This window comes from Croceitalea rosinachiae, assembly GCF_031846445.1.
GTDB classification, from domain to species: Bacteria; Bacteroidota; Bacteroidia; order Flavobacteriales; family Flavobacteriaceae; genus Croceitalea; species Croceitalea rosinachiae.
The window spans coordinates 951,717-964,351 of record NZ_JAVRHR010000001.1 but is presented as its reverse complement, the minus strand read 5'-3'; the positions used below and the strand labels follow the sequence as shown (position 1 = coordinate 964,351).

Sequence of the window (12,635 nt, the reverse complement as noted above, 5' to 3'; positions counted from 1 at the left end):
GTAAATCAATAGATGTTGAGCAGTTTTGAGACCATTTTAGGTAAGTTAAACGCCTTTACCAGAAAGTATTATTCTAAGCTTCTAGTAAAGGGCGTATTGCTATTCTTAACCTTAGGGTTATTGTTTTTCTTAACCATAACCACAGTTGAATATTTTTTATGGCTAGGAACAACTGCAAGGTTGGCACTGCTTTTAGCCTTTATTCTGATAGAGCTCTTTTTGTTTTATCGCTACATTTTGGTTCCCTTATTTTATTTGTTTAGGGTTAAAAATGGGATTACAAATCGCCAAGCTTCACTTTTAATAGGCAAACATTTTTCGAATGTTGATGATAAGTTGGTCAACCTTCTGGATTTGGCAGAAAACAACAAAGAATCTGGTTTATTGTTGGCTGCAATTGAACAGCGTTCGGAAGAGATGAAACCCATTCCGTTTGCAAAGGCGGTTGATTTTAAAGAGAATTTGAAATATGCAAAGTATGTCTTGGTACCGATTTTAGTTGTTGGTGCACTATGGGTTTCTGGCGACATTTCAGAATTTTTTGGCTCATATAACAGGGTGATTAATTATGATGTGGCTTATGAGCCACCTGCCCCGTTTTCATTTGTCTTGCTGAATGAAGATTTAAACCTTCTTGAAGATCAAACCCTCACATTAGAACTAAATACGGAAGGAAAAATTAAGCCTGAGGATATTTCTATTGTAATCGATGGCGGAGAATTGTTGATGCAAAAAAGTAAGGGAGTATTTTTGTACAAGTTTCAACCGCCTTTAGAATCTACAGCGTTTTATTTTACCGCCAATGGTTTTGATTCTAGAACGTATAGCCTAAATGTAGGCAAGGTTCCTGCGATTCAGGGTTTTGAAATGGTATTGAACTACCCTAGGTATTTAGGGAAGCAAAATGAGCGTCTTAAAGGTACAGGAAATACCACAGTACCCGAAGGCACTCGTGTTTCATGGAACATCAAAGGAGTTCATACAGATGCGATAGATTTTGTAGCCAATGACACGGTTATTGGCTTTGTCAAGAACACCGACGAATTTGTTTTTTCAAAGTCAATTTATAACAATTTGAATTATGAATTGGCAACAAGCAATGATAATGTCAATAATTACGAAACCTTGGGTTATCAAATAGATGTGGTGAAAGATGCGTATCCGACCCTTAAGGTTGAGCAAACTTTAGATTCATTAGATCCTAATCTTTCTTATTATTCAGGAATAGCTTCTGATGACATTAAGCTATCTAAAATAAGAATGGTTTATTATCCCAAGGGAAACCCAGATGACTTCATAAACTTGTTGTTGGTGGTCACCAATAATACTATAGAACAGTTTTATTACACCTTTCCCTCAGGAGTGGAATTGGAAACGGGTAAGGACTATGAACTGTATTTTGAAGCTTTCGACAATGATGGTTTACGAAATGGAAAATCGGTGAAAAGCCAAGTGTTCAGCATTTCTGTTTTAGATGATAACCAGTTGAAAGAGAAAGAGTTAGATGCGCAACAGTCCATTCTTCAGAATTTAGATAAGTCTTTGGAAAATTTTAAGGAGCAAAAAGAAGCGTTAAAAGAAATTAACGATAAACAGAAGGAAAATACCAATCTAGAGTTTAATGACCAGAACCAAATCAAAGATTTTTTGCAAAAACAAGAACAGCAAGAATCTATGATGGAAAAGTTTAGTAAGCAACTTAAAGATAACCTTAATAAAAGGGGTAAGAATGATGAATTGAATCTACTCTTACAAGAACGTTTAGAACGCCAGGAAAAGGAAGCTTCAAAGAATAAAAAACTTCTTGAAGAGCTCAATAAGATTGCTGATAAAATAGAAAAAGAAGAATTAAAAAAGAAACTTGAGGAACTAGGCAAAAAGCAAAGTAATAGCGAACGTAGTTTAGAACAGTTGTTGGAGCTGACCAAAAGGTATTATGTTACCGAAAAGGCTTCGCAACTTTCAAAGGAGTTAGAAAAATTATCTGAAGAGCAGAAGGCACTTTCCGAAGAAGAAGAATCTAAAAATGAACAGGAAAAATTGAATAATGAATTTAATGAATTGTCAAAGGAGCTAGATGAACTTAAAAAAGATAATCAAGATTTAAAAAAGCCTTTGGATTTAGATCTTAGTCCCCAAAAGCAAGATGGGGTAAAGCAAGATCAGAAAGATGCTTTAGAGCAAATAAACAAGCAGAAAGGTTTGCAAGAACCTTCGGAGGATAACGAAAGGCAAGAAGCTGGTAATAGAGCTAAGCAAAAACAAAAATCTGCAGCTCAGAAAATGAAAGAGATGAGCGAGAGCTTGCAGCAAAGTGCTTCGTCATCTGGAGGTGGTTCAACGATTACTGAAGATGCCGAAATGCTTCGGCAAATCTTAGATAATTTAATAACATTCTCTTTTAAACAAGAAAACCTTTTTGATAAGATTCAAGAGTCTGATGGAGAAATAGAACAATTTTCGACGACGGTTCGAGAGCAAAAAGAACTAAGAGGTTTGTTTGAGCATGTAGATGATAGCCTTTTTGCATTATCACTACGTAGGGCAGAACTCTCAGAATTTGTCAATGAACAGATTACCGAAGTATATTATAATATAGACAAGTCATTAGAAAGTATTGCGGACAATCAGATCTATCAGGGTGCGTCGTATCAACAATATGTATTAACTGCTTCAAATAGTTTGGCGGACTTTCTAGCTAATTTATTGGATAATATGCAACAAAGCATGCAGCCAGGACAGGGACAAGGTCAAGGAGACGGGTTTCAATTGCCGGATATTATTGAAGGGCAAGAATCTTTGCAAGAAAGGATGGAACAAGCTGGCAAAAAAGGAGAAATTGGTCAAAAGGGGCAACTGGGAAAAGAGGGTAAAGAAGGCCAAGGGCAGAAAGGCAAAGACGGTAAGGAGGGCAAGAATGGTAAATCTGGAGAAGATGGAAATTCTGGAAGTGAAGGCAAGAATGAAGACGGGCAAAGTGGCGGAACAGCTGGCGAAAAAAGTGGGGAAGGCCAGAACGTCAATGCTAAAGGAGGCAAAGGGAATGGACCTTCTGAGGTAGAATTAAAAGAGCTGTATGAAATATATAAAGAACAACAAGTAATTCGACAGAAGTTGGAGGAGCAGTTAAAGAACATTCTTAGGAAGGACAAACAAGATTTAGCTAAAAAACTGGTCCGTCAAATGGAAAATTTCGAAAATGAGTTATTGGAAAATGGTATCACGCAGCGAACAATAAGCAAGATGAATACCATTCAACAACAGCTGCTAAAATTAGAAAATGCAGCTTTAAAACAGGGGAAGAAAAAAGAAAGGGAAAGCAAGACAAATAACAATCAATTTCAGAACCCTATAACTACAAAACCTTCATTGCTTGAGAACAAAAGCAACACTATTGAAATTTTAAATCGACAAGCGTTACCTTTGCGCCAAAATTACCAAAAGAAGGTGAAGCGATATTTCGAAAATGAAGATTGAATTTCATTACGAGACTGATTTTAAGCTTGATGTTGAAGAAGGTTATTCCGATTGGATAAGTAGAATTATTGCAAAGGAGAAGGCTGTTCTTGGCGAGCTTAATTATATTTTTTGTAATGATACGTATTTGCTCAATGTGAATGAGCAGTATTTAGGTCATGACACATTCACGGATATTATCACTTTTGATTATGTAGAAGGTAATACAATTTCTGGTGATATTTTCATCTCCATCGAAAGGGTAATTGAAAATGCAGCTAAGTACGAAGTTGGGTTTGCAGTCGAACTTCAGAGGGTTATGAGCCACGGTGTTTTGCATCTTTTAGGATACAATGATAAAGCCGAAGAGGAGCAGACCTTAATGAAAAGTAAAGAGAACGAAATGATGGAATTGTTCCACGTGGAACAATAGGAAGTTATGTTTGAAAAGGAATACGATGTTATAGTAGTTGGAGGTGGTCATGCAGGAGCAGAAGCAGTTGCAGCAGCGGCCAATATGGGCTCCAAAACGCTTTTAGTAACCATGAATCTACAGACTATAGGACAGATGTCTTGTAACCCTGCAATGGGTGGGATCGCAAAAGGTCAAATAGTGCGCGAAATTGATGCACTGGGTGGTTATAGTGGAATTATAACCGACAAATCTGCGATACAGTTTAAGATGCTGAATAAATCTAAGGGACCTGCAATGTGGAGCCCAAGAGCGCAGAATGATAGAATGCGGTTTGCAGAAGAATGGCGCTTGGCATTGGAACGTACACCAAATGCAGATTTTTATCAAGAGATGGTTTCTGGATTATTGGTTGATGATAACGTGGTGGTTGGTGTAAGAACTTCTTTAGGAATTGATATAAGGGCAAAAGCGGTTGTATTGACCAACGGCACTTTTTTAAATGGCTTAATTCATATTGGTGAAAAACAATTTGGCGGAGGTCGTGCAGGTGAAAAGGCAGCTACAGGCATAACAGAACAGCTCACGGATTTTGGCTTCGACAGCGGACGTATGAAGACTGGAACTCCACCTAGGGTAGATGGTAGATCTCTTGATTATTCTAAAATGATTGTGCAGCCCGGAGATGTAAATCCTGAGAAGTTCTCTTATTTAGATACTCAAAAACTAAAAGAACAACGGGATTGTCATATGACACATACGAGTGCTTTGGTGCATGATGTTTTGCGGGAAGGTTTTGACCGTTCTCCAATGTTCAATGGAAGGATAAAAAGTATAGGTCCAAGGTATTGTCCTTCAATAGAAGATAAGATTAATAGGTTTGCTGATAAAGATGCGCATCAGATTTTCGTTGAACCAGAAGGGTGGCATACGGTTGAAGTCTATGTGAATGGATTCTCAACTTCATTGCCAGAAGATGTTCAGTACAAAGCATTAAAATCTGTAGTAGGGTTTGAAAATGTAAAGTTCTTCAGGCCAGGGTATGCTATCGAATATGATTATTTTCCACCAACACAATTAAAGCACACTTTAGAAACAAAGCTAGTTGAGAACTTATATTTTGCTGGTCAAATAAACGGAACTACGGGTTATGAAGAAGCTGCTTCTCAAGGCTTGATGGCGGGCATAAATGCACATTTAAAAATAAATGAGGCAGCACCTTTTGTCTTAAAAAGAGATGAGGCATATATTGGGGTTTTGATAGATGATTTGATTACAAAAGGCACAGAGGAACCTTATCGTATGTTTACTTCTCGTGCCGAATATCGAACCTTGCTACGTCAAGATAATGCTGATTTAAGATTGACTCCTAGAAGTTATGAATTAGGATTAGCAAGCAAAAAACGTTTGGATCGGATGGAGGAAAAACTAAAAAACTCAGATAAGTTTGTTGAGTTTTTTAGGAATACAAGTTATACTCCTGAAGAGATGAATCCTATTTTAGATGAAGTTTCATCGGCAAGCGTAAAACAATCTGATAAAATGTTCAAGGTCTTTTCAAGACCAAAAGTAACCATGGAGCACATGCTCAGATTAGATGCTGTTTCTGCTTTTGTCAATGACAATAATTTAGACACTGAGGTTTTAGAGCAAACAGAAATCCAGGTGAAATATTCCGGATATATTGCCAAGGAGAAAAACAATGCCGATAAGCTTTTAAGGCTTGAGAATATTAAAATTCCAGATGGTTTTGATTATTCTAAATTGAAATCATTGTCTTATGAGGCAAGGGAAAAGCTTGAACATATTCGCCCTGTTACTATTTCTCAAGCTTCTCGAATTAGCGGAGTATCTCCTTCCGATATAAGTGTATTGCTCGTGTTTCTGGGAAGATAAAATTCTCTTTGTTCCACGTGGAACATTTTTTTGGCTTAGTTTTTGATTCTGATATTTCCGACTAAATCAAAACCAAAAATGAGAAAATTCTTCTGTATTTTTTTAGGATTGCTGTTTCTTCATTCTTGCATCCCCATAAGGATAGCCCCGAACATTTCAGATTATAAAGTTGTAAGAGGCAAACGTTTTAAAAGAGGGCTTCCTAAGAAAACCACTTTTATTTTTGAAGACCCTAAAGAGGCGAATCAGTTTTATGAGTATGTGAACATAAAATATGACCTTGAAGATTATTATGTGGATGTACAAGTTCCTTTTAAAGTAGGAGAAAAAGAGTTTTTCTTTTCTTTTTATGAGGTTGAGAAACAAAATAAAGCAGTCAATTTGATTCCATTGGTTTTTGATGTGGCAGCAAATGCGACTTTACAAAATGAAGATTTTGAAACTTATGCTGCCAATGAAGACACAACCATATTAAGAAATGGGCAATGGTATATTGCTGTAGAAGTTTTTAGTGATGAAGAAAAAGATTGCTTGCATGAAGATTCAGATTCAAGGGATATAGTTTTGCCGTATCTTCGGGCATTGAAAAACGAATACCTTTCTACCCATAATTACAATGAAGTTGTATTTAAAAACTAAGGACTTTTCTATTTCTAATGAGGTTTTTGAATTGTATTATGATGAGGCTTTTGACATGCTCATCACAAAACCAAAGCCTAAAAGCCTAAAATCATATTATCAGAGCGAAGTCTATATATCGCACACCGATTCTAAAAAGTCTATAGTTGACAAACTGTATCACCTTGTTAAAAATTACAGTTTAAGAAAGAAGCTAAACCTAATCGAATCATTTTATAGTGCCGAAAAAACAGTTTTGGATATTGGTGCGGGCACTGCAGATTTTTTAGTTGTTGCTAAAAATGCGGGTTGGAAAACTACTGGAATTGAACCCAATGAATTGGCAAAACAAAAAGCCTCGGAAAAAGGAATACAACTTTTGCCATCATTAAAAGAAGTAGAAGGAGAAAAATATGATGTAATAACCTTATGGCATGTATTGGAACATCTTGCAGATTTAGAAGGAGATATAGAACGTATTTGTCAATTGTTGAATGAAAATGGAACTTTGGTTATTGCAGTTCCTAATTTTAAATCATATGATGCCCTACATTATGGAAAGTTTTGGGCAGCTTATGATGTGCCACGCCACCTTTGGCATTTTTCGAAAACAGCTATAGAAAAACTTTTTCAAAAGAATCATATGAAATTGGTTTCGATTAAACCAATGCTGTTTGATTCTTTTTATGTTTCGCTATTATCAGAAAAATATAAAAAAGGCAGCCAAAATATTTTCAAAGCGTTTTTGACTGGACTAAAATCTAATTTAAGGGCAAAAAAAACAAAAGAATACTCTTCTCATATCTATATCCTTAAAAAAAGCAATTAACTAAGCTTATTGCTATTTTCATGACACAGGATATATAAAGCCTTACAAAGTTTTCAAAACGGTCTTAAACCGCTTTATACCGATTATGTTTTTATAATCAAAATGCATGGTTGTTTTTAACAACAATAGTTTTTTTCTATGATAAGCTTGAGTTAATTAAAATTCAAACTTTATTATATATGTAACAGCTTTTTATATTTTTGCCGCACGTAAAAAACGAAAAGATGAAAAAGTTAGTACTGGTTGTTACTGTTCTGTTTTTAGCTTCATGCCAACAAGATAAAATAGGATACGTTGATAACCTTAAAATGATGGAGGGCTATCAAGAGAAAGTTGATGTTGAAGCCAAATTCAATGAAAAGCGTGATGCCCTGGCCAAAAAGAGCGATAGTATTTCTCAAGCTTTTCAGATAGAGTACCAAGCCTTACAGGCAAAACGTCAATCTCAGGCAAAAGCTCAAGAAGAATTAGGTCTCCTACAACAGAAAAGTCAGTTTATAGGGCAGCAATTGCAACAAGAGCAGCAGCAGCTTCAACAAACCGGTCAAACAGAATTGGATAGTGTTGTAAGTAAGGTAAAAAGACAGATTAGAGCATATGGTAAAGCAAATGGCTATACCTATATTCTTGGAGGAGGAGATGGCGGTAGCGTACTTTATGGTGATGATGCTAAGGATTTGACCTCAGAAGTTCTTAAAATACTAAACGATAGCTATAAAAAATAGTCATCTAAATATCTTAAGAAATGAAGCCTTGGTTTAAAAACTAAGGCTTTTTTATTGCAACAAAAACAATAGAAAAACACTGGGAATCAAATAGATAACTATAGTTTTGGCTCCTTCATAATCTTTTGCGATTCGCTGGCCAAAGAACAACATCAGTAGTGCCAAACATGATACCAATCCGCCATAAAAGGCGAAAGACTTGTCGTCAAACAGAAGCAGATGCACTACCCCTATGAGCGATAAAACCCCTGCCGAGATTTCCACTACGGTCACCACGCCTAACAAAGGAGCTACGATGTTTTTAAAAGCAGACTTTGAGAAATGGCCTGTCAACCAAGAAAGGTTGCCTTTCCAGTCCTTTATTTTGTCAATTCCGCTTTGTAAAAATGTGATTATCAAAAAGATAAGTAAAATAGTTTCTATGGCATTCTCGTAAAAGTGTAAGTGCATTTTATATAGTTTTAGGCGGCCTTCGTATGCAAGAGGCGGGTTAGTTTTATGGATAGGTCCGTAAAGATGATTTTAGAGTTTCCATTACGCTCTACATGAAAAATAGCTTCTTCCAGCTCTTTGGTAATATCAAGAATATTGTTTTCATGAACAAAAGGAGCAAACTTTTTCAAGTCAAAACCGTCGACATGAATTTTGGCATAGACCAATTCCTCTGCTTTAAAGTTTAGCAATAAAGCCTGTCTGATGATTGAGATACAATAACTAAGAAACTTTTTTTGAACTTCACGGCCATTTTTTGCCACTTCTTCGCTCCAAGATAGTAGGTCATGAATAGCAGCTTTATTGCCTTTGGCCTTAAACGCGCTTCGCACCCATTGCACAAACCATTTTTCAAAAACCAAATCTTCAGAGTCATTGCTCATTAAATCCAAAGCTTTATTGAAGTTACCATTGGCCTCATGTGCAATACGGTTGGCTTCCGCCTTATCCATTCCTTTTTTAATCAAGCCCTCAACGATTACCTCTTCGGCTAAGGGGGGGAAATGCAGGATTTGACATCGTGACTTTATGGTAGTGATGATTTGCTCTTCATCTTCGGTAAGCAATAGTAATGCGGTCTTTTCTGGTGGCTCTTCTATGAGCTTGAGCAGTTTGTTAGATGCGGCAATATTCATTTTCTCCGCCATCCAAATGATAAAAACCTTATAACCGCCCTCATATGATTTAAGCGCTAATTTCTTGACAATATCTTGTGATTCGTCGACACCAATTTGTCCTTGTTTTTTTTCAATACCAATGGACCTGTACCAATCAAAGAGATTGCCGTAGGGCTGTTCTTTAACAAACTTTCGCCAATCGGCTAAGTAGTTGTCACTAACAGCATGACTTTTTACTTTATCTGAATTAGATACTGGGAAAGCAAAATGCAGATCGGGATGGGTTAAAGAGGCGCATTTGGCATTACAAACTTGGTTTTCACCCTCATTTTCTCCACTAGTGTTTTGACAAAGTATATATTGGGCGTATGCAATAGCTGTGGGTAAAACCCCAATTCCCTCTTGACCCACAAAAAGCTGTGCATGCGGAATACGCCCGGCATCTGCACTGGTAGTTAAATGTTTTTTAATATGATGGAGGCCTAAAACCGAATTGAACAACATAAATCAAATATACACTATTTAAAAAACCACAAAATGATTAAAATTTAGCGTTTTACTAACTTCTTTAGAGCGCTTGAAATCTTTACTTTTGGCATTCAAACCGAGTAACCTATGAAAACACTTGAAGATTTCTATTTTGAAGACAAAAAAGCATTAATACGAGTTGATTTTAATGTGCCCTTGGATGCTGAGTTCAATGTAACCGATACCAGTCGTATTGAAGCGGCAAGACCAACTATTCTAAAAGTGTTGGAAGATGGTGGCAGCGCGGTTTTAATGAGCCACTTGGGCAGGCCCAAAGGAACTTTTAACGATGACATGTCTCTAAAACACATTTGTAATACCGTATCAGATGTCATTGGGGTACAGGTAAAATTTGTAGAAGATTGTATAGGTGAAAAAGTTGAAGAGGCGGTTGCCAACCTTCAAAGTGGGGAGATTTTACTCTTGGAAAATCTGCGTTTTTATAGTGAAGAAACCAGTGGCGACAGTGGCTTTGCAGAGCAGCTTTCAAAATTTGGAGACATCTATGTGAACGATGCCTTTGGTACGGCACACAGGGCACATGCTTCCACAACCATTGTGGCAAACTATTTCCCTGAAAGCAAATGTTTTGGCTATCTTTTGGCCAAAGAAATCAAAGCTATTGAAAAAGTAATGCGGACTGGTGAAAAGCCGGTGACCGCAATTTTAGGGGGTGCCAAAGTTTCTTCAAAAATCACCATTATAGAAAACATTTTAGATAAAGTTGACCATTTGATTATTGGCGGCGGAATGACCTATACGTTCGTAAAAGCAAAAGGAGGCCAGGTCGGCGATTCAATTTGTGAAGACGATAAAATGGAATTGGCATTGGATATTTTAAAGCAAGCCGAGGCTAAAGGTGTGGAGGTACATATTCCCATTGATGTTTTAGCTGCCGATGACTTTAACAATAACGCAAATACACAAACAGTTGCTGTAGATAGTATACCTGATGGTTGGCAAGGCTTGGATGCTGGTCCGGCTACCTTGGCACACTTTAAAGAGGTCATTTTAAAATCAAAGACCATTCTTTGGAATGGGCCGGTTGGTGTTTTTGAGATGGAGAGTTTTGCCAATGGCACCATTGCTGTTGGTCACGCTATTGATGAGGCGACCCAAAACGGAGCTTTTTCACTGGTTGGTGGTGGTGATTCTGTTGCTGCGGTAAAACAATTTGGTTTTCAAGATAAGGTAAGTTATGTTTCTACCGGTGGTGGAGCCATGTTAGAGAGCTTAGAGGGCAAAACCTTACCAGGTATCGCTGCAATATTAGGCTAGTAAAGACGTTATCGATTAACGGACTTTATCCTAATTTTTTATGGTTTTAACCCAAATCCTTTATTTTCTAAAGAAAAAACTGCATTTTCGTTAGTCCCAAACCCAATTCATGACCAAAATGAAACAATTACATCTTCAATTTTGGGCTACGACGCTGTTTTTCACTGCAAGTGTTCTCCATGCCCAACAGATTGATACCATTGCCACAAAAAAGGCAGATACGGTTAGCACCGGTATTTCAAACGCTACTTTGAATAGCAATGCCATTGAAGACACGGCATTGAACATTCCAGCAATTGAAAACAAAAAAGAAGAAGAAAAGCTTCAAGACCTCGTTGAAGCTTATCAATACGATAGCTTGTGGCTGGCCGAGCTTCATAAAAACGCGTCGCTTTTTGATGAAATGTATGCTGAAGTCAGTGAATTAGAAGTTGATAAAAACTACGTTTTTGACTTGCCAACGGATACCCTAAAAGCAAGGCTTAAGCTGCTGAATGAAAAAACACCTTTTAATATTTCATACAATTCTTCATTAGAAAGTGTCATTAAATCCTTTTTGACTAGAAAACGCGATTTAATGCAAAGGATGTTGACCACCAGTCAATTTTACTTTCCGTTATTTGAGCAAGAATTGGATAATTATGATGTTCCCCTAGAGGTAAAGTTCTTGTCAATTGTGGAGTCGGCATTAAACCCAAAAGCGAGGTCACGAGTTGGGGCAACAGGGCTTTGGCAGTTTATGTTCGCTACAGGCAAAATGTACGGGTTAAATGTAAGCAGTTATGTTGACGAACGCAGCGACCCTATAGCTTCCACAACGGCAGCTGCAAAATATTTAAAAAAACTTCATGATATTTTTGATGATTGGGATTTGGCATTAGCTGCCTATAACTCAGGTCCTGGAAATGTAAACAAGGCAATCAGACGTTCTGGAGGATATAAGAACTATTGGAACATAAGACGAAACCTACCCCGCGAAACGGCAGGTTATGTGCCTGCGTTTTTAGCGACTATGTACATTTTTGAATATGCCGAGGAACATGGTTTAAAGAGAATCAAAGTTGAAAGGCCTTATTTTGAAACAGATACCATTCATGTTAAAGAGCTTATCACTTTTGACCAAATTTCAAAATTAGTTGATATATCGGTTGAAGAACTTGAAGTTCTGAATCCTGCCTACAAATTGAACATCATTCCTAAAATGAAGGATAAAAAATATGCCCTTCGATTGCCAATAAAGCATATTGGTCAGTTCGTAAATAATGAAGAGGCTATTTATGCTTTTGCGAAAAAGCAGCTCGATTCCATTGAAAAACCATTACCTCGATTGGTGAACAGTAACGATAGAATTCGTTATAGAGTTAAAAGTGGGGATTATTTGGGCAAAATAGCCGAACGATATGGGGTTGGGGTCAGTCAGATAAAAAATTGGAATGGACTTCGAAGCAACAACCTTAGAATAGGGCAACGATTAAGTATTTATCCCAGAAAATCGGTTCCTTCTGTAGCATCGGTTAAAAAGACGGCAAAACCTAAACCGAAAGCACAGTTACCAAAAGACCCGTCAAAGGTTCATGTGGTAAAGTCGGGGGATTCCCTTTGGACCATTTCGAGAAAATACCCAGGAATTACGATTGAAAATTTAAGAGAGTGGAACGGAATTAGCGGTAGAAACCTTAAACCGGGGGATAAGCTTCGTTTGTGCAATTGCTCTTCGTAAAGCTTCTATTTTACAGAATTTTTTAGTGTATTTCTCATTCCCTAACCAAAAAGGGTCTTCTGCT

The 12,635-nt window shown here is 37.2% G+C and carries 10 protein-coding genes; 8 read left to right on the top strand and 2 right to left on the bottom strand.

The window, feature by feature from the left end; genetic code table 11:
• Positions 1–12: 12 nt before the first annotated feature.
• From RM706_RS04460 to RM706_RS04435, 6 genes are all read left to right on the top strand, one after another.
• On the top strand, positions 13–3,477 hold the full coding sequence (locus tag RM706_RS04460; RefSeq protein WP_311349826.1) for a hypothetical protein: 3,465 nt from the start codon (positions 13–15) through the stop codon (positions 3,475–3,477).
• On the top strand, positions 3,467–3,889 hold the full coding sequence (gene ybeY, locus RM706_RS04455) for an rRNA maturation RNase YbeY (protein ID WP_311349825.1): 423 nt from the start codon (positions 3,467–3,469) through the stop codon (positions 3,887–3,889). The genes RM706_RS04460 and ybeY overlap by 11 nt, the downstream gene beginning before the upstream one ends.
• A gap of 6 nt (positions 3,890–3,895) precedes the next feature.
• A complete protein-coding gene (gene mnmG, locus RM706_RS04450; protein WP_311349824.1) occupies positions 3,896–5,764 on the top strand; it encodes a tRNA uridine-5-carboxymethylaminomethyl(34) synthesis enzyme MnmG in 1,869 nt (622 codons plus the stop codon).
• A 78-nt stretch (positions 5,765–5,842) separates the two neighbouring features.
• The gene (locus tag RM706_RS04445; RefSeq protein WP_311349823.1) at positions 5,843–6,403 is read left to right on the top strand and encodes a hypothetical protein; all 561 of its coding nucleotides are present in this window, start codon (positions 5,843–5,845) and stop codon (positions 6,401–6,403) included.
• Positions 6,381–7,211: a class I SAM-dependent methyltransferase gene (locus RM706_RS04440; RefSeq protein WP_311349822.1), complete on the top strand. Its 831-nt coding sequence runs from the start codon at positions 6,381–6,383 to the stop codon at positions 7,209–7,211. The genes RM706_RS04445 and RM706_RS04440 overlap by 23 nt, the downstream gene beginning before the upstream one ends.
• Positions 7,212–7,435: 224 nt before the next feature.
• Positions 7,436–7,936: an OmpH/Skp family outer membrane protein gene (locus RM706_RS04435; RefSeq protein WP_311349821.1), complete on the top strand. Its 501-nt coding sequence runs from the start codon at positions 7,436–7,438 to the stop codon at positions 7,934–7,936.
• A 51-nt stretch (positions 7,937–7,987) separates the two neighbouring features.
• Here RM706_RS04435 and RM706_RS04430 read toward each other — a convergent pair whose 3' ends face one another.
• Positions 7,988–8,386, bottom strand: a complete 399-nt coding sequence (locus RM706_RS04430; RefSeq protein ID WP_311349820.1) for a DoxX family protein — start codon at positions 8,384–8,386, stop codon at positions 7,988–7,990.
• A gap of 11 nt (positions 8,387–8,397) precedes the next feature.
• The gene (locus RM706_RS04425; protein WP_311349819.1) at positions 8,398–9,549 is read right to left on the bottom strand and encodes a DNA polymerase III subunit; all 1,152 of its coding nucleotides are present in this window, start codon (positions 9,547–9,549) and stop codon (positions 8,398–8,400) included.
• Between the two features lie 111 nt (positions 9,550–9,660).
• On the opposite strand from RM706_RS04425, the gene RM706_RS04420 reads away from it, so the two are divergent.
• Positions 9,661–10,851 (top strand): phosphoglycerate kinase, encoded by a 1,191-nt coding sequence (locus RM706_RS04420; protein WP_311349818.1) that lies wholly within the window; start codon positions 9,661–9,663, stop codon positions 10,849–10,851.
• Between the two features lie 118 nt (positions 10,852–10,969).
• Complete coding sequence (locus RM706_RS04415) at positions 10,970–12,571, top strand: LysM peptidoglycan-binding domain-containing protein (protein ID WP_432264967.1); 1,602 nt, start codon at positions 10,970–10,972, stop codon at positions 12,569–12,571.
• The last annotated feature ends 64 nt before the right edge of the window (positions 12,572–12,635 follow it).

Excerpts from the sequence above, each read along its gene's own strand:
- RM706_RS04415 (WP_432264967.1), top strand. The coding sequence starts at position 10,970 with ATGAAACAATTACATCTTCAATTTTGGGCTACGACGCTGTTTTTCACT.
- RM706_RS04425 (WP_311349819.1), bottom strand. The coding sequence starts at position 9,549 with ATGTTGTTCAATTCGGTTTTAGGCCTCCATCATATTAAAAAACATTTA.
- RM706_RS04430 (WP_311349820.1), bottom strand. The coding sequence starts at position 8,386 with ATGCACTTACACTTTTACGAGAATGCCATAGAAACTATTTTACTTATC.
- mnmG (WP_311349824.1), top strand. The coding sequence starts at position 3,896 with ATGTTTGAAAAGGAATACGATGTTATAGTAGTTGGAGGTGGTCATGCA.
- RM706_RS04435 (WP_311349821.1), top strand. The coding sequence starts at position 7,436 with ATGAAAAAGTTAGTACTGGTTGTTACTGTTCTGTTTTTAGCTTCATGC.
- RM706_RS04445 (WP_311349823.1), top strand. The coding sequence starts at position 5,843 with ATGAGAAAATTCTTCTGTATTTTTTTAGGATTGCTGTTTCTTCATTCT.
- RM706_RS04460 (WP_311349826.1), top strand. The coding sequence starts at position 13 with ATGTTGAGCAGTTTTGAGACCATTTTAGGTAAGTTAAACGCCTTTACC.
- RM706_RS04420 (WP_311349818.1), top strand. The coding sequence starts at position 9,661 with ATGAAAACACTTGAAGATTTCTATTTTGAAGACAAAAAAGCATTAATA.
- RM706_RS04440 (WP_311349822.1), top strand. The coding sequence starts at position 6,381 with ATGAAGTTGTATTTAAAAACTAAGGACTTTTCTATTTCTAATGAGGTT.
- ybeY (WP_311349825.1), top strand. The coding sequence starts at position 3,467 with ATGAAGATTGAATTTCATTACGAGACTGATTTTAAGCTTGATGTTGAA.